The sequence below is a fragment of the Anditalea andensis genome, from assembly GCF_000714815.1.
Classification (GTDB): domain Bacteria; phylum Bacteroidota; class Bacteroidia; order Cytophagales; family Cyclobacteriaceae; genus Anditalea; species Anditalea andensis.
In genome coordinates, this window is record NZ_JMIH01000004.1 from 57767 (window position 1) to 76447 (window position 18681).

Below are 18681 nucleotides of genomic sequence, written 5' to 3' on the forward strand. Positions count from 1 at the left end.
AGATCAGAAAGTACTATAAAGCTGAATTTAACTGCATGACAGTTATGTCAGCATTAACATCCTTGATGAGGATAACTTTATAATGATAAACATCGCGTTCCATTCCACCTTCCCTTAGCTTTACATGTGGTGTAAAGCTAAGGTTATAGGTGATCGCCGGATTATTTTTCACCGTACAATTCAAAAAACAAAGTTTCTGCCTCCACTGTACCAATAAGTATAATTTCAGCACCACTTGTCAATACCATATCAGGATCAGGATTGATATACATATGGTGGTTTTTATTTACCGCTATTACCGTACAGGAGGTGTTTTTCCGTATGGAAGATCCAGAAATAGTCTTTCCTACCAATGCTTTGGGCACATTCACCTTAATCAAATCAAGACCTTCTGCTACCATAAGAATGTCATTGCGCTGGAGCAGATTTACAATTATATTAGCTCCCATAGCGGCATAGGACATTACAAAATCTGCTCCTGCCCTATGCATGGTACCTAGGTTTCTTTCTAAGGTAGATCTGGTGATAATCTGAATATCAGGCCTTAATAAACGACAGTAGATGGTCAAGTATACATTGACATCATCATCATGGGAAGTGATGATCACACAGGAAGCCTTATTTATCCCAGCCTCTTGTAATGTCTCCAGGTCTGCCGCATCTCCCAATATGGTTTTTGTTTTATTTTTAATTCTGGTGGGGTCTTTTTCAATTATCCTATAATCCACCCCCCTTTCTATAAGGGCTTTACCAGTAGCCCTTCCTACCCTCCCGCCTCCAATAATCACTATAGGTGCATCAGAAGTAGAAGGAAGTCTGTAGGTTTGGTTATACATTTCTATTTGCTCAGAAGAACCTGCGAGAACCAATACCGTACTTTGAGAAATCAATGTACCTGGCTGGGCTGCGTTAAATTTTCCCCTTTCCCAAACCCCTACTACACTCACTCCCACATGCTGCCTGAGCTGGGTATCCTTAAGCTCCATTCCTACCAATGGGGAATCTGTCACCAAAGCTTCTGCAATCTGAAGTCTACCAAATGTACCTATAACATGTGCTCTTGCATCGCCACCATTTGCCCGGCGTGACAGAAACTCCCCCATGGTCTCCCCCAACTGAAGCACATGATTACAGCCAGCAAGATGAAGGATGTCTACGGATGCTTCAAAATTACAGGAGGCAATAATGGGAACATCTTTGCTGATCCCTCTTACAGTAAAAGCTACATTGGTATTGATTACATCTGTTTCTGTAGTGGCTACAAGCGCGGCATTTTTTACCCTTACTTTCTCATAAGTCTTGGGGTCCACCATGTCCCCCACCATCACCCTTACTCCAAGTTCTTTTAGACGTAATCCCTCTACAATGTCAGTCACTAGTACTACATATGGAAAATTAAATCTTTTAAGATTCTTGATAAGTGCTTCTGTCACCGGGCCATACTTAGTAAGTATAACATGTCCTCTGGTATCTTCAGGTAGTTCACCGGGAACTTTGGCCTGTTCCTGGGCTTTCATCCAAGGTGAATAAAAAAAATTAATAAAAGTAAACGGAAATAATATCAGCAAAAATACCATCCCAGACATTAATACTACTACACTGAACAACCGCCCTGCATCACTGTGAAAAGTAATATCCCCAAAACCCAATGTGGACATAACCGTAAGTGTCCAATATATACCTGTAATCCAAGTGTAAGACTGCCCCTCCTGCAGCATCAGTAAATGAAAGATGACAGAAAACGAAACGATAAGGATCAATAAGATCATCAAAAATCTCCCCAATAGCTTAAGATTCCTTCTGTCGGGCTTATTCTTTAAAAAAATTATCAACTGTGTAGAAAGAAATTTCATATAATGATATATGGGTTTAGCATGAGTAATGTAATATGCTTTATATTAAAATGAAAACAAAAAAATAAGGGGGTAGGATAATCCTGAAATAATTACCAATAAAAATATTAAACCCTTATATTCCTAAATCTTTGATCTTTAATCAACCTATTACTATATGGATAATCTATTCATACCAAAAATCTGCTACTACTTACTTTTCCCATCTCTATGTATTACATTTTTTGCCTGCGAATCCACGCCAGCCAGTGATCAGGAACTGGTGGAATGGACAGCACTTTTTAATGGTCGAAATATTGATGACTGGTCAGTGAAAATCAGAGGCTATGAGCTCCATAACAACTATAAAAATACCTTTAGAGTGGAAGAGGGTGTAATGAAAATTTCCTATGATGGATATGAGCGTTTTGATGATAAGTTTGGCCATATCTTTTACAATACACCGTATGCTGCCTATCTGCTTCGAGTGGAGTATAGATTTGTAGGAGAACAGGCCCCGGGGGGTGAAGGATGGGCCTTTAGAAACAGCGGTGTTATGCTGCATGGCCAGTCACCAGCATCCATGGGACTGGATCAGGATTTTCCTATATCTATCGAGGGACAGATTTTGGGAGGAGATGGAGATCATCCCCGACCTACGAGTAACCTCTGTACCCCTGGTACGCATGTGGTGATGGATGGGAACCTCTTTACACCGCACTGCATCAGTTCCACTTCGGATACCTACCACGGTGACCAGTGGGTGACTGCCGATTTTCTGGTTCTGAGTGATTCCCTTATCGAGCACCGAATCGGTGGAAGAACGGTCCTAAGATATTCTAAACCTCAGATAGGAGGAGGCAATGTGTCAGGACATCATCCTGATCTTAAAGAGGATGGCAAACCATTGAAAAGCGGATATATCTCGCTGCAAAGTGAAAGCCATCCTGTTGAATTTAGAAAAGTGGAGCTCGTCGATCTGGCTCCTTTCATGGACGACCAGGAAAAATTATCCCTAATTATAAATGAACTATCCCCTGTTGAAAAATAGCTTATCTGAAAGTTTTTGACATACCTATATTGACATAATATAAAACCATCTGTAGGTATCCTAAGTTCTTTTAAAAAAGGTATACATTATAAGTTTACTCCATCTAATACAGCTTAAAGTATTTTATGAAAGTAGATAGTGATAACTGAACTAAATGGAAATTCCCAATACATCAAAACCAAAAACCTTTTATTTAGGGCTTTGCCTGGCAGGTGCTGTATCTGCCGGAGCCTATACTGCAGGTGCTATGGATTACCTGCTCGAAGCCCTGGAGGACTGGCAGATGCGCAAGAGTAGAGGAGATGTAAACGTACCTAAGCATGATGTCGTAATACCTGTGATAGGAGGCGCTTCTGCAGGAGGGATGACAGGGGCAATAATGGCATCGGCTATGCACGATCCCATACCACCTGTAAAGCTAGCCCCTGATCCCCTATTGGCCCAGGTACCTTCCAATAAGTTCTATCACAGCTGGGTAGATCTGGTAGCTGATGATATGATCAAAGTCATGCTGGATACTTCTGATCTCAATCAGCAGAACATGCAATCTCTGCTCAATACTGATTTTATCGACCAGATAGCAGCTAGGGCCTTAACGGTATCTGCCGGTGCAGCAGTAAAGCGAGAATACCTTGATAAACAGATGAAGCTCTTCTTCACGCTGTCTAATCTGGAAGGGATGGATTTTGATGTAGCCTTTAGATCCAATCTTCCCAATTACAACAGGTATATCATCACCAGCCATAAGGATTATCTTAATTTTCGAATGGCAGAATCAGCTAGTGATTATAAGGCAGATGGATGGATTCCCCTCAACTTTCAGAAACAGCTGAATGCTGATCTGGCCAAGCAGGCAGCTATAGCTACAGGAGCCTTTCCTATCATCTTCCGTCCCCGCAAAATTACCAGGGATGGGCAATACCTCAATGACCTCAAATGGTTTGACCCCATTACCAAAGCGGCAGACCGACCCTTTGACAAAGGTCCATATAAGACCCTAAATGTAGATGGAGGAATGATCAATAACGAACCATTTGAAAAAGTAAGACGGGTGCTTATAGACATAACAGGACAAAAAGATCCTAATCAGTACCAATCATATCAAAGTTTCAACAGCACCGTTCTGATGGTAGATCCATTTCCCAGTCAACCAGGTAAATTCACCTTTGATACCAAGCTCACATCCGTGATGGGCAATACCCTCACAGCCATAATCAACCAGTCACGAATCAAGCCTGAAACGCTTATACAAGCAATGGATTCAGAGTTGGCAGGTCAGTTTTTGGTCGCTCCCATCAGGTATGGTCAAGGGACAGATGAAAATTATGAAGGAAGATATGCCATCGCCAGTGGCTCCATGAGTGGCTTTGGTGGTTTTATCAATAAGGAATTCCGTATACATGATTATTTTCTTGGAAGGGCCAATTGTGAAAAATTTCTGCGGGACCATTTTACTGTTCCCCAAGATACAGAAAACCCGATATTTAAAGAAGGCTATTCCAAAATAGATAAATCAGTATTCATTTCAGAAAAAAACAATGGACTGCAGATCATCCCTATTTTTTCACGCCGAAAAAATGAACCCTATATGCCCATTTTTTCTAATGGTCAACGCTGGCCCTCAGCCACGCAGAAAGAAATTTCAGGTTATCGAAATGCGCTCAAAAAAAGAGTAGAATCAGTTCTTTTTAACCTTGCGGATTATAGTCCAACAGAAAAGGCTCTTCTATGGGTAGGTGCCAAAATTTTGCTAAACGGTAAAGTGGCAGATTCCATTATTGATAATGCACTGTCTTCCCTGAATGAATTTGGATTATTAAGACATCAATGACCCGCCTGCATAAGATAATAATTGCCACATTATTTATTCTTCACCCACAATGCTTAATAACTATCTATATTAGTTATTAAAGTTAGAAACAAATCATCATATAAAATCGAGCATGACGGTGAGCGTCCCACATCGGAATGATTATATACATGCGAGATTCCATCTGGCTATTAAAAAAAATATATAAATGAATTTAATAGCTTCTGCCAAATAAGTATGTTAATAGGTTTGTCCTGGTCGATAACTTATTTTCTTGTTTTTTAAGACATCTTCTCTATAAAAATGTACATCTTTGAACTCCCCCCTGCTATACATTTCTGCCTGATCTGTAAAATGCTGCGATGAGGGATCCCCACTTTGACCTCCCGCCAAAAGCGATTTGGCCACAACCTTGTCTCCAAATTCCACTGCTGCCACAAAACTGTTACCCACGGATCCGTACCACTTTTTGGTATTGGAATATTGCCTGCTGCCATAAGCGGCCAGTGAGCCATAAAATGAAGAATTGAATGGAATAGCAATACTGGGTTGGTCATCGTCAAATCTTCCCTGAATATCATGGGTAAGCCGCTGAAATCTATTTATGTCTCCCCATGGTGTATTCCAAGTACCAAAATCTGTCTCCATCACAGCAATAGCATTTTCTAAAGCTTCTATGAACATCGTATCAGGAGCGTTTTCAGCAATGAAATCAAAAAGGTAAGCATCCCAAGGCCGCTCGATAACTGCTGCCTTTCTTACAATCTGCGATCCAAAATGAATGGCCAGAGCTGTAGCCACTGACTGGGAACCAGTATTTAAATCCCACTGCTGTAGGGTATCTATAGGAGCCCTGAGCTCATTTTTCCTCCTGTCATTTTGGTCCAAATGATTATAGGCATTGACCAAAACCGGAATCAAGGGCTCAAAAGCCAGCAGTTTAGGGTCGTAAGAAAGGTCTATTAAACTTTGAAGGGTGAAGTTTTTCTGATCTTTTAGCAAGCGTACGGCATTAAGCCCACGGGCATTTTCCAGATCCCAAGCTATATAATCTGGATAATCTGATGGTTTGGGACTATGGTCACCTGCTGCAGTGAATGGGGTTGAGTTGGCATTTTGGATCCACCCGTTGGCAGGGTTTTGGATATAAATCATTTCTTCTATAGCATGTAGCCCCTTCCAGTCAGTAGCGGGATTACTTCCATCTACCACGTTTCTCCAGTCAAATCCCTGATTTCGGATGGGGATAAAATTTCCATGATAGTATACGATATTTCCGTCCCTATCCGCATATACCGTATTATTGGAAGAATTGGTCTTCAGCTCCATCACTTGCTTATACGCATCATGATTGGTAGTTTTAGTTCTCTGAAATGACTGTGTAAGCGCTTTTTCACGCTCCACCATGAGGGCAATGGCTATCCATCTATCATCATCCGCACGGATGACGGGCCCATGATGGCTGTAGTAAGCTGTGATTGCCCTCTCCTTAAATTTCCCATCTTCCTTATATTTTAATCGGATAGATTTTTCGGTCAGCGGCCTCCATTCTTTTCCAAATTTGTAATAGTACCTCCCATCTCTTTCTTCTACCGTCAGCGCATAATGATCTATAGCATCTGCTTTACTGGAAGTATGCATCCATCCATTATATTCATTGAATCCCTGATAAACAAAAAACTGACCCCAGGTCACTGCTCCATAGGCATTCAGCCCTTCATCGCTCACCACATGAACTTCAGGTCTAAAGTAAAATGACGTATGAGGATTGATCATCAGAAGTGCATGGCCATTAACTGTGAGCTCAGGGGCTATGGCAAATCCATTGGACCCTTTGGGTTCCTCATCAAAATTTCTTTCGGTATAGGTAAGATAAGCATGAAAATCTCTATCATAAAAATCCTTTAGCCTATTGACAGAAATGGTTTCTATATCTCCACCGATACTGCCTTCACTGAAAGTCAAAGCCATCCAAGGTTCAAAATTCGTAATCAGTTTAGGTTCTACCTCAGGATGGGTATGAAGATAATAATTGATACCATCCGCCCATGCATCCATAAGCGATTTCAGCCACGGCGGACTGTTTTCATACTCTTCTTTTACAGTTTCAGGATCTATATATAACCTCATCCGAAGATCGGCATAGAGTTCACTCACCCCTTCCACCTCTGCCATGCGGCCCATGGCTGTAATATAATTTACCTCCACCCTATTGAAATCATCCTCACACTGGGCATACAATAGCCCAAATACAGCATCAGCATCTGTTTTACCATAAATGTGGGGTATACCCCACTGGTCTCTGATGATCTCTGTATCATGGGCATGCCTTTCCCATCGGGCCAGGTGCTGCTGGGCCACTATGGTTTGACTTAGGTTTAAAAGGATTATAAATAGGTAAAGCCGTGTCAACATATGTGCGGAGTATAAAATTTAGGAATGGTAAAATAACAAAAATGGTTTTATATCTCGATATAGGTCCAATTTAAATCCTACTTTAATGGTAAAAATGTTAAACCTTTCATTCCAAAGTGCATCCTATAGGCATTTGTGGTCAAAAAAATGACCTGATAAGCTATACTTTTAATAAATCAGGTATAGCTCTCAGGTCTAATTTTGCGGAGTAGATATTTTGAAACTACCTCATGTATTTTAAACATTTTTTGGTAAAGGTGCATTTTTAGCTATCAAACCTTTCTGCTTAAGTTCTTGCCAGAAAGCTGCCGGAATGTCGGCCGTCATGGAGACCACGTTTTCTTTAGCTTGGGACGCATATCTTGTGCCTGGTATTACCGCAGCCATAATTTCAGGAGCTGCACAAAACTGAAGTGCTGCAGTTCGTAGATCTATATTGTGATCATCCGCTATCTGCTTCAGCTGTTTTCTTTTTTGTAAAAACTTCTCCGGAATGTCTTCACTATAATTATACCTGTCTATCCCTGCCAAAAACCCGGAATTTAACGGTGCTCCAGAAACGAGTTTAACATTGTTTTTTTCGCAGACCGGAAATAAACGGTTCAATGCATCCTCATGCTCTATGAGTGAATACTGCGTAGCAGTCAGGCAAATATCCGGATCTGACGCTTCTATGGCTTTTAAAATAGGTTCAATCCTGTTTACTCCCATTCCCCATCCTTTTATTAGGCCTTCTTCCCTCATTTTAACGAGTTCGGGCATAGCTCCTTTTTCTGCCTTTTTAAAATTTTCCTCCCAGTCCATTTCTTCATTTTCAGGGGATAAGTCATGGATAAAAACAATATCGATGCTTTCAATTCCCAGTCGCTGAAGGCTATCTTCAATAGACCTTCTGGTTCCAGAGGCACTATAATCATAGTCATATTTAAAGGGAGCGGGTTCTTTCCACATGGTATCCTGCTTTTCGCTGGTTGGTTTCATGATTCGACCTATCTTAGTGGCTAAAATATAATCTTCCCGTTTTTTGTTGTGCAGAAATTGACCAAATCTTCTTTCGCTAAGCCCAAGTCCATAATAAGGTGATGTATCATAGAAGCGAACCCCTGCCTCCCATGCTGCCTCCATGGCACCCCTGGCTTCCTCGTCCGTAGTGGGACGGAAAGCATTCCCTATGGCCACCCCTCCCAAACCATGATTGGCTGGTAGTATTATATCCCGATTGACAGTTCCTCTTTTGGTGAGTCTTTCCAATATAGGAAGATCAGCCTGATGCTGGCTACCAAATGCCGGGAGCAATGGCGCCAAGCTGGCCCCAGCGGTAATTTTTAACCCTGTAGTGATAAAATTTCTTCTCGATGTCATAAGATTTATACGATAGGTAGATGTTAGATTTTTAAAGATATTTTTTGAACTATGCTTTGTAGTTTTAAATGAAATCTATATAAGACATGTTTGATAATAAGCATACACACCTCCTTTGCCGGTATTTTTTTATCCTTTACCCCAAATATCTTTCAGACCGGCATCTGCACCGTATATAGGATCCATATTGGGTAACGGAACGAGCTTAATATTTTCATCAGCCTTTGGCCTTTCTGAAAGTTCTCCTTTCAGCAGGTCGGCTGCTATTCCATCAGGATATGCTCCCACCACTTCAAAATCACCTCTACTTACGAGGCATTTGTGCCCCACTCCGGCAGGTATTACCATTACATCTCCGGCCATTACTGAAATGGTTTCACCATGCTTACCTCCTAAGAGTAAATCAGCTGATCCATTTAAAACTCCCAAAACTTCATGTGTATTACTATGGTAGTGATGATATTTATATATGCCCCATCTCCATGTATTGGTCCAGTTATGTGAGTAGAAAGAGTTTTCCATCCATACTGCACATTTTTCACCATGTTCAGACACTACCTGGCGATATAATATAAGAGCAAACTTACTGTTTGGAATCAGACCATCGTCCATAAAATAATATAGCTCGGTTGTAGAGTTGTGTGTCATGGTCCTATCCTCATTTGTAAATCACCACCTATTAGTCCTGATTCACCCACAATTTTTAAGCCTTTTAAAAAATTAATAGTATAATTCATCCTAAACATCAATTTCTTAAAGCAAAAAGGAAGATTATTGTATATTAAATTTATAAAATGAAAAATGTTTTGATGCTGCTATGTACTTAGAATGTTATAGTACATGTAGGATATTTGCTTAATTATGTACCTCATTATCACTAATAAATTGGCTATTTAATCAGCATGGAATCAACATAAAAAAAAATCCCCCATAAAATTAATCTGGAGGATTTTCGATGTTAGTGGTTAGTGGTATGTTAGGTGTTTTTATAAGTTATCTATAAACTTTTGGACATCTTCTTTAGTTTGCCCAGTCTTTGCTTGGATTTTTCCGATTAGTTCATCCTCCTTACCTTCAGTATATGTGAGGTCATCATCTGTGAGGTCTCCGTATTGCTGTTTAAGCTTACCTTTAATTTGGTTCCAATTTCCTTTAAGTTTATCTGTGAATGCGCTCATAATATTTAGTTTTTTGGTTTGTTATAAATCAATAAGTACATATATAATGCCACAATTACCATAATTAATATAGATATAATAATATTATTTCTTACTCACTGATAAATTTCGACAAGTAAATACTAGATTACTGACATAATTTCTTTCATATAGGTCTCAGATTGATGGTTTTAAATCACTCCATGCTTCACATTAAGACACTTTGACACATACTGTTTTATCTATATCCATATTAGTAAAGTTGGCATTTTGGTTGAAAGGACTAGATTGTTCTTAACTACTTTATCGTTTCACAACTTTAAAAAAAGGAGGATATCATGAAAACATTAGCAAAAAGAAATGCAAACGGTCACCCATCTAATTGGTTATCGGAATTAATGAACAGGGAACTCTTTGACTGGAACAGCAACAACTTTTCTAATACCGGCACAACCCTTCCCGCGGTCAATATAAAAGAAAACGAGGAAGGGTTTACGGTAGAAGTGGCAGCGCCGGGTATGCAGAAAGAGGATTTTAAAGTGGAAATTGATAATAACCTGCTCACCATTTCTTCCGAAAAACAGGATGAAAAAGTAGAACAAGATGGGGAAAAATTCACTAAAAGGGAATTTAGTTACCAATCTTTTCAAAGGTCATTCACCCTTCCACAAGGTATGGTAAAAGAAGATAAGATTGAAGCTAAATACCAAGATGGGGTACTTTACCTCATGGTGCCTAAAAAAGATGAAGCCAAGAAAAAAGCACCAAGATTAATAAAAATTTCATAATTAACCATTGAAATAATTAAAGGACGGGTTCAACCGTCCTTTTTTGCTTCAGACAAATGATATTAAATTAAAATTATTTAATATCAATATTTCTATTTAAAGCTGTTTAGCCACAAACCTCTGTATTAATTACAAAATTTAATATAGTTTTTTATTATAAATACACAATTTAAATTCTACTATTGTATCATATTCAAACATTTATTTTCGGCAACAAGTTAAAAACTCACATTTTTATTATATTTTTAAAACTCATATTTAACTTTTCATTTCTATGTCGCCCAGATTGATACTGATTTATTGCCTTCTACTGATCAGCGCAAGTTCCTGCGCTAAAAAATCTTTTTTATCATCTAAGGTTCAGCCTTGGGAAATAAAAGAAATGATGGTATTCGAACCTGTATCTGATATCTACATTATTAACAGGGGCAATAAAATGGAATATAGCGATTCCCTCTCCTATATATCAGGCCAACTATGGTTGAATGTAGTAAACCAAAACCGCAATCGGCTTCCAGTAAATATGATCAATATATTAGAAGAAAATTTCACTAAAGTCCAGATACAGGAAGAGACCAAGTATTTATTTAAAGAAGTATCAGGCATGAAAAAATTTCACAGCATCCCTTTGCCCCCTTCTATTAAAGCACATCTAGAATTATCAGGAAACCGTTTTGGAATGCTTACGGCTACTTCGGGTTTTACTAGAAAAAAAGGCAACCTTACCGGACAAATGTTAAAATCTATCGGTATTGGTATTGTTACTTTTGGCATGGTAATGATCATACCCTATACCGCACAATCAAATGTCAGTGTATTGATACTGGACAATGAACGGGACGAAGTGGTGTATTATAAAGCATCCAATATGCTCGAAAACCAGCCATTAAAAGAACTGACACTCAACCGCCATCTTGATTACCTTTATAAGAATTACCTTTGGTAGACTATATGGAATAGCCACTATTCATGCTTTGGTTTATTATAGACAATGCTTTTTGCCGTAAAAATCATATCTTTAAGCATCAACCATTTTAAAACTTACATGCCAAAGCAAGATATTACATCACGAAAGGACGTTTCCTTTTTGGTCAGAAATTTTTATGCTAAGGTCAGGGTACATGCAGATCTAGGGCCTATATTTAATGGAATCGTAAATGATTGGGAGTCACATTTAGAGCGACTTATAGATTTTTGGGAAATCATACTACTGAACACAGGACCTGGAGCGGGTAAATTTAATCCAGTAAAAGTTCATAAGGAAGTAGATCAGGTCACGGGATATAAGATTCACCAGGCCTTATTTGGTCATTGGCTGGAAATGTGGTTTTCCTCACTGGATGAGCATTTCGAAGGAGCAAATGCCCATTTTGCAAAAGAGCATGCCCGTAAAATGGCCCATATCCTGTTCTTTAGGATCATGGACGGAAGGATGGAAAACAAGAATTAAGTATACACATTACGAGGCTAAAACTAGATGAGGTGCTATTCCTTTTATCAACTATACTATTCTATTTTGGTAAAAAAAATCCTAACAATTATTATTTATACGGGTTGAAAAAGTAAAGGCATCAAATAAGACTATAAAGTGCCATCAACTTATTAGGTTTATTTATTTCAAATTGCTTAAATTATTAAACACATTACCCCTACCCTTAAAGTTACCTATAATGATGAAAGAAAGGAAAGCTATCAATTTCGATCTACTGACCTCCAAAACCATCAAATCCAAGCGTATCGGACTTTCTAAAAATGATATCAAAGACTCATTTTTAGAAAACCTATTTTTCCATATCGGAAGGGTACCAAAAGGCGCCACTATCATGGATTATTACCAAGCGCTAGCTTATACAGTCAGAGACAGGGTTTTTAAGGAATTTGTCACTACAGTCAAACGGATTTCGGATGAAGATCTCAGAGTGGTGGCTTATCTTTCAGCAGAATATCTTCCCGGCCCGCACCTGGCCAATAACCTTTTAAGCCTCGGCATCACTGAACAGACAGCCGCTGCTATGGCCGAACTGGGGATTGACATGGAAGAATTGATCCTTCAGGAGGAAGAACCAGGATTAGGAAACGGGGGGCTGGGTAGACTGGCATCCTGTTACCTCGACTCGATGGCCACTATAGGTATACCATCCATAGCCTATGGGATCAGGTATGAATTCGGGATTTTTGAACAGCATATTAAAAATGGATTGCAGGAAGAATATACCGATAAATGGCTGCAATACGGAAATCCCTGGGAGGTAGTAAGGAGTGAAATCGGATATAATATCATGTTTGGTGGAAGTACTAAACATGTTACAGATTCCAATGGAAATTTTACAGTAAATTGGATCCCCGATTCCAAATTAAGGGGAACTGCATATGACACTCCTATTTTAGGATACAAAGGGTACGGCAGTATACTAAGGCTATGGAGAGCAGAAGCCATAGACACATTTGATTTTTCAGCCTATAATAAGGGTGATTATTATAAAGCTGTACAGGAAAAAATTCTTTCAGAAAACATCACCAAAGTACTCTACCCAAATGACGAACAAGAAACAGGAAAGGAACTGAGATTAAAACAACAATACTTCTTTGTCTCTTGCTCACTACAGGATCTGATCAGGTTGCATCTGCTACAAGGCCGGATCTTGGATACGCTGCATGAAAAATTCGCCATTCAACTTAATGACACGCACCCAGCTATAGCAGTAGCAGAACTCATGAGACTGCTGGTAGATGATTACCAGATTGACTGGGACAAATCCTGGAACATCACCCAGCGGTGCTTTGGGTATACCAATCACACACTCCTGCCAGAAGCCCTGGAGAAGTGGTCTATTCCCCTCTTTAGGAGAGTTCTTCCCCGTCATCTGGAGATCATATATGAAATAAACCACCGGTTTGTACAAGAATTGAAGTATCAACATGGCTGCTCCGATGAGCAGCTATCCAGGATGGCCCTTATAGACCATAGTGGGGAAGGCTCTATTAGAATGGCGCATCTTGCTACAGTAGGAAGCCATAAGGTAAATGGAGTTTCAGCGCTACACTCAGAGCTTCTCAAAAAACATGTATTATATGATTTTGCTCAATTATGGCCGGATAAATTCTGTAACGTTACAAATGGCATCAGTCCACGCAGATTTATAGCATTAAGCAATCCACTTTTAACAGGCCTGATTACAGAAACCATAGGTTCAGGCTGGTTAACAGATCTAAAGGAACTGAGTAAATTGGAAAATATGGCCGAAGACCCTACATTTCAAAACAAATGGATGGCTATCAAACAGACCAATAAAGCTTCGCTGTCAGATCATATAAAACTGGAAACTGGAATATCGGTAGATCCGTCTATGATGTTTGATGTTCATGTAAAACGGATACATGAATATAAGCGCCAGCATTTAAATGTCTTAAATATCCTACACCTATATCTGCAAATAAAAAAAGGTAACAATAAGGACATGATACCCATGGCTTTCATTTTTGCAGGAAAGGCAGCACCTGGATATTTCATGGCCAAGCTGATCATAAAACTCATTACAGCTGTAGGTGACCTCATTAACCAGGATACAGAAGTAAATGATAAACTAAAGGTAATTTTCCTCCCGGATTTCAGTGTAAAAAAGGCTCAGCACATCTATCCAGCAGCTGATCTATCCGAGCAGATTTCAATGGCTGGCAAAGAAGCATCAGGGACCGGTAATATGAAGCTATCATTAAACGGTGCCTTGACTATAGGTACATTGGATGGTGCCAATGTGGAAATGATGGAAGAAATAGGAATGGACAATTTCTTTCTCTTTGGACTTAACGCAGAAGAAGTGCAGCATAAAAAACAGGGGAATTATAAACCTGGAGACCATTATGTTCATAACCTGCATCTTCGGGAAGTAATGGACTTCCTGATCTCAGGAGCTTTGTCACCAGAAAACCCCAAGCTATTCCAACCCATCTATGAACAACTCCTATACGATGATCCTTATATGATCATGGCTGATTTTGAATCTTATCTGATCAGTAGGGCAAAGGTGTATGAAGAATGGGGCAATCAATCCAACTGGACCAAAAAGTCTATTATAAATGTTGCCAGAATGGGTAAGTTTTCATCAGACAGATCTATACAGGATTACAGTAGCTTAATTTGGAAAATAGATTCCTTTCAAAACAGGCCATAATTATATCCTTCCATTACTGCCGGTTTATAACTTTCCTTTATTTCAGCATTTTACTAAAAAAAAATAATATGATAGATATAGTAATAGAAGCAAGAAAAGCTTCCATAGGAGAAGGAATGAATGTAAACAGGATATTGCCGTTTAGAATGAGAAGAATGGTGGGTCCTTTTATTTTTATGGACCATGCAGGGCCGGTGGATATCGTTGGCCAGGATCCCTCCTCTTCTATGGATGTATTACCTCATCCCCATATAGGACTATCCACTGTAAGCTACCTATTTGGCGGGCAGGTCACGCATAGGGATAGCCTAGGCGTGAATAAAATCATCAGACCAGGAGAAGTCAACTGGATGACTGCAGGCAGTGGCATAGCCCATTCAGAAAGGTTTGAAGACCCCCATACACTGGCCAACAGTAAACTTGAAATGATCCAGACATGGGTAGCATTACCTGAAAAAGATGAGGAAACAGCTCCTACATTTGAGAATTATCAACCTGAAGAACTCCCCATTTATACAGATAAAGGCATATGGATGAGGCTAATAGCCGGAAATGCATATGGACTGGAGAATAAAGTTAAAACCCATTCCCCTCTTTATTACCTTCATGTCAATATGGAGAAGGGGCATTTATTTGGACTTCCTGATAAACACACTGAACGGGCCATCTATGTGGCCAAAGGCAGTGTGGAAGTATCAGGAAGATATTATACCGCAGGTCAGATGCTGGTTTTCAATAAAACAGCAAACCCTAAAATCAAGGCTCAAGAAAACTGTACTTTAATGTTTTTGGGTGGGGAACCACTTGGTGAGCGCTATATTTGGTGGAATTTTGTATCTTCCAGCAAAGATCGGATAGAACAGGCAAAAGCTGATTGGAAAGAAGGAAGAATACTATTACCCCCTACAGATAATTTAGAATTTGTACCTCTGCCAGAAGATCGATCCAAACCAGCCGGCAGTCCCTCACCACAAGCCCTATCATAAATTTTCAAAACGAAAACCAATTTTAATCTGATTACATTCTATTGACATAATAGGATAATATTTAAAAACCAACTTTTATCAGGGGAGATACATATCAGTTAAAAGGGATTTTAAACCTATAAATCCAATATCCTAAGAACTGACATAAAGTTCTATATTTTATTTTCAATATCTGAATATAAATGAATTAAATATTATACACTTCTTTATTTGCTAATGTGCTATCACATGTCCCAGACCTTTAAGAAGGTCACAAAAAAAGTTATTAAAGAACGATATGGTATAAATAAATCCATAAGCCCCCTTTTCGAAAAAGGGAGCGGTCATCATCTTAATGGATTTGATCATCCCACCGTGATAGTAATAGCCAATGATGCCCCATCCAGTTTTCAGACATTCGATTGGGGACTTATCCCATTTTGGGTAAATGATATCGGCCATGCCAAGCAGATGGAAAACCGAACACTGAACGCCAAATGTGAAACGGTATTTGAGCTTCCATCTTTTAGAGAGGCTATTTTAAAACGCAGATGTATCATACCGGTAGACGGTTTTTTTGAATGGCTGCACCATAGAAATAAAACGTACCCTCATTACATTTATCCTAAAGATGAAACTGTATTTTCACTCGGTGGGATCTGGGAGCAATGGTCAGATCAAAGCACCGGTAGAATGAAAAGAACATTTTCTATCATCACCACCGCCGCCAATGATATGATGGATAAGATACATAATTCTAAAAAAAGAATGCCATTAATATTAAACCCCGAAACCGAAATGGACTGGCTTTCACAAGACCTTTCCAATACGGATATCAGCTTATTAATGCAACCCTTCAAAGCTGAAAGCATGGCATATCATACCGTGAGCCGACTGGTGACCTCCCGAAAAGAAAATAGCGATGTACCGGAAGTAAAGGAGCCTTTAAATTATCAGGAACTCTCTAAAGGATTATTTTAAATTACACCAAACTATTAACTGGGTATAGGCGGGAAGAACCTATTTCATTACATAATTAACAAAATGGTATGCATTAAGATTTTTAATTTGCCAGTGAGGCATATAGTAACATACCCTTCGTTATTAAATTCCTATTTTACTTAAGGGCTTTTTCATGATAACCAATAAATCGGCTCAAGAGAGGTAGAAGTGCGGGATTGCTATTGCTTTATTTTGTGTATAAAATGAGCTCATACAATTAGGAGTTTTGTGATTTCAAGCGAAAATAAAGATCATAACCAGTGTTAATATTAACAATACCAAAGCCCATATTCTGTAATTTTTTCGCCAAGGTTTTTCGTTAAGTTCCCGGGATTCATTTTTCCAAGCCTGTGAAGTCCATATAAATGGCACCTTATCCTCATCCAGCGGCTCCTTGGTAGCCAAACTTATAATTACGAATAAAACTACGCTAAACACCAGCATAATACCGGTAGAATAAAGGAACTGCATATGGTAAAGGTCAAAAATTTCATTTCCGAGAAAAGCCAGCAATCCTATAGGTGCCCCGATAACAAGTGTATAAAATGCAGCCTCCTTTGTAGCTCCCCTCCAAAATAACCCACCCATGTAAATTACTACCACCGGCATGGTAATATGACCTATAAATGACTGGAAATATGCCACCAAACCATCAAACATAAAAATCACGGGGGCCCAAAGTGCTGCTACCACCATCAGTATACCTACAGTGATGCGACCATATGTAAGCAGCCTTTTTTCATCTTTCACATATCCCTGGGCTTTCAAAAAATCATTGACTACAAGTGATGAAGCTCCATTCAAAACGGAATCAAGAGATGACATCAATGCAGCGGCCAATGCAGCAAAAACAAGTCCCCTGATTCCTATAGGCAGAAAATCAAATGCCAATACAGGCCAAATCTGATCGGGATCTTCCAGTCCGGGATAAAGTTCTCGCCCCATTACACCCGGTAAAATCAAAAGAAACAAAAACGGTAACTGAATAAAAGCTGCAAAAAGTACCCCTCCCCTTCCGTGATCCATACTTTTAGCAGAAAGTACTTTTTGAACTACGACATGATTAGTGGTCCAATAATATATACCCAACCACAGCACCCCTGTGAAAACCCCAGGCCACGGCATAAAATCATCATCAGTAGGTTTAAAAAGTTTAAAGCCATCTTCAGGGGCAGATTCTATTACAGCCTGCCATGAACCTAATTCCCTAAAGCAAAAATAAAATATGATGCCACCTGCTGTCAAAAGTAGAAAACCCTGAATGGTATCAGTGATCATCACGGCTCTTAATCCACCCATCACTACATAAATGCCACCTAAAAACGTCAATCCCACGATCAATACCCACATAGGTACCTCAGGAAATATTAAACTTAAAGTTATAGATCCGGCAAACAATGCTCCTGCACTATCTATAAACATAGCGGTGAAAATAGAAAAACCTGAAAAAGCATATCTGCTACGGCTATCAAATCTTTTTTCAAGATATTCAGGTATCGTCTGCACATTGGACCTGATATAAAAGGGTAATATAAAAATTGTAAAAAATATGAGCAGTATGGTAGCCATCCATTCATAGTTCCATACAGATATCCCATCATAATATCCAGCCCCTGCCAATCCTAAATATGAAGTCCCTGAAAGATTGGCCGCTATCAGACCGAATCCTACCAGCGGCCACGTAGAAGATTTACCGCCTAAAAAAAATGAGTCAGATGACTTCTCTTTTCTTCCGACATAAAAACCTAATGCCAATATAAACAGTATATAAAACAATACAATAACAATATCAATAGTGGCCAATTCGAAGGAAGGAGCAGAAGCAATCAACATATAAAGAAAATCTGGTGATGTGTTAGTGGTAGATGTTTTTCATCTATTGTATAAAAAATTCTGCCAAATAAATTTAGTTATTAAATTTATCCCTAATTATACCGTATCTATACTGTTTCATTCATTATAAGTATTAAATAAAATCCGATCTGTAGCATTCCTGTAACATGCCGTGTAATCTTTCATTTATTTACAGCAGAATTTCACCTTTGAATTTATGCTTTAAGTTTAGGATGACATGGAAGATCGGTAAAAGTGAAGCTTTCTATGCTATTTGGTCATCATGACTGCCTC

At 39.1% G+C, this 18681-nt stretch carries 15 protein-coding genes; 8 read left to right on the forward strand and 7 right to left on the reverse strand.

The window, feature by feature from the left end; all coding sequences use genetic code 11:
* Positions 1-13: 13 nt before the first annotated feature.
* Positions 14-172, reverse strand: a complete 159-nt coding sequence (locus EL17_RS23780; RefSeq protein WP_205623505.1) for a hypothetical protein — start codon at positions 170-172, stop codon at positions 14-16.
* The gene (locus EL17_RS00460; RefSeq protein ID WP_035068576.1) at positions 162-1853 is read right to left on the reverse strand and encodes a potassium channel family protein; all 1692 of its coding nucleotides are present in this window, start codon (positions 1851-1853) and stop codon (positions 162-164) included. Before EL17_RS00460 ends, EL17_RS23780 begins: the two co-directional genes overlap by 11 nt.
* 157 nt (positions 1854-2010) lie before the next feature.
* Between EL17_RS00460 and EL17_RS00465 the strand changes: the two genes are divergently transcribed.
* Together EL17_RS00465 and EL17_RS00470 are read left to right on the forward strand one after the other, a co-directional pair.
* The gene (locus tag EL17_RS00465; protein ID WP_084166056.1) at positions 2011-2883 is read left to right on the forward strand and encodes a 3-keto-disaccharide hydrolase; all 873 of its coding nucleotides are present in this window, start codon (positions 2011-2013) and stop codon (positions 2881-2883) included.
* A 154-nt stretch (positions 2884-3037) separates the two neighbouring features.
* A complete protein-coding gene (locus EL17_RS00470) occupies positions 3038-4714 on the forward strand; it encodes a patatin-like phospholipase family protein (RefSeq protein ID WP_035068579.1) in 1677 nt (558 codons plus the stop codon).
* Between the two features lie 219 nt (positions 4715-4933).
* Here EL17_RS00470 and EL17_RS00475 read toward each other — a convergent pair whose 3' ends face one another.
* From EL17_RS00475 to EL17_RS00490, 4 genes are all read right to left on the reverse strand, one after another.
* On the reverse strand, positions 4934-7108 hold the full coding sequence (locus EL17_RS00475) for a penicillin acylase family protein (RefSeq protein WP_035068581.1): 2175 nt from the start codon (positions 7106-7108) through the stop codon (positions 4934-4936).
* Positions 7109-7345: 237 nt separating this feature from the next.
* A complete protein-coding gene (locus EL17_RS00480; protein WP_035068583.1) occupies positions 7346-8470 on the reverse strand; it encodes an aldo/keto reductase in 1125 nt (374 codons plus the stop codon).
* Positions 8471-8599: 129 nt separating this feature from the next.
* The gene (locus tag EL17_RS00485; RefSeq protein ID WP_035068585.1) at positions 8600-9118 is read right to left on the reverse strand and encodes a cupin domain-containing protein; all 519 of its coding nucleotides are present in this window, start codon (positions 9116-9118) and stop codon (positions 8600-8602) included.
* A 338-nt stretch (positions 9119-9456) separates the two neighbouring features.
* Entirely contained in the window at positions 9457-9648 is a 192-nt protein-coding gene (locus EL17_RS00490) for a CsbD family protein (RefSeq protein ID WP_035068588.1), read from the reverse strand.
* A 317-nt stretch (positions 9649-9965) separates the two neighbouring features.
* On the opposite strand from EL17_RS00490, the gene EL17_RS00495 reads away from it, so the two are divergent.
* From EL17_RS00495 to EL17_RS00520, 6 genes are all read left to right on the forward strand, one after another.
* On the forward strand, positions 9966-10415 hold the full coding sequence (locus EL17_RS00495; RefSeq protein WP_035068590.1) for an Hsp20/alpha crystallin family protein: 450 nt from the start codon (positions 9966-9968) through the stop codon (positions 10413-10415).
* A gap of 274 nt (positions 10416-10689) precedes the next feature.
* Positions 10690-11361, forward strand: a complete 672-nt coding sequence (locus tag EL17_RS00500) for a hypothetical protein (protein WP_035068592.1) — start codon at positions 10690-10692, stop codon at positions 11359-11361.
* 99 nt (positions 11362-11460) lie between these two features.
* Complete coding sequence (locus EL17_RS00505; protein WP_035068970.1) at positions 11461-11865, forward strand: group III truncated hemoglobin; 405 nt, start codon at positions 11461-11463, stop codon at positions 11863-11865.
* Between the two features lie 220 nt (positions 11866-12085).
* Complete coding sequence (locus tag EL17_RS00510) at positions 12086-14587, forward strand: glycogen/starch/alpha-glucan phosphorylase (RefSeq protein WP_205623506.1); 2502 nt, start codon at positions 12086-12088, stop codon at positions 14585-14587.
* Positions 14588-14655: 68 nt separating this feature from the next.
* On the forward strand, positions 14656-15573 hold the full coding sequence (locus EL17_RS00515) for a pirin family protein (RefSeq protein ID WP_035068594.1): 918 nt from the start codon (positions 14656-14658) through the stop codon (positions 15571-15573).
* Positions 15574-15801: 228 nt separating this feature from the next.
* A complete protein-coding gene (locus tag EL17_RS00520; RefSeq protein ID WP_051719677.1) occupies positions 15802-16533 on the forward strand; it encodes an SOS response-associated peptidase in 732 nt (243 codons plus the stop codon).
* A gap of 255 nt (positions 16534-16788) precedes the next feature.
* Here the strand turns inward: EL17_RS00520 and EL17_RS00525 are convergent, their stop codons facing one another.
* The gene (locus EL17_RS00525; RefSeq protein WP_035068596.1) at positions 16789-18387 is read right to left on the reverse strand and encodes a sodium:solute symporter family transporter; all 1599 of its coding nucleotides are present in this window, start codon (positions 18385-18387) and stop codon (positions 16789-16791) included.
* Positions 18388-18681: the final 294 nt, after the last annotated feature.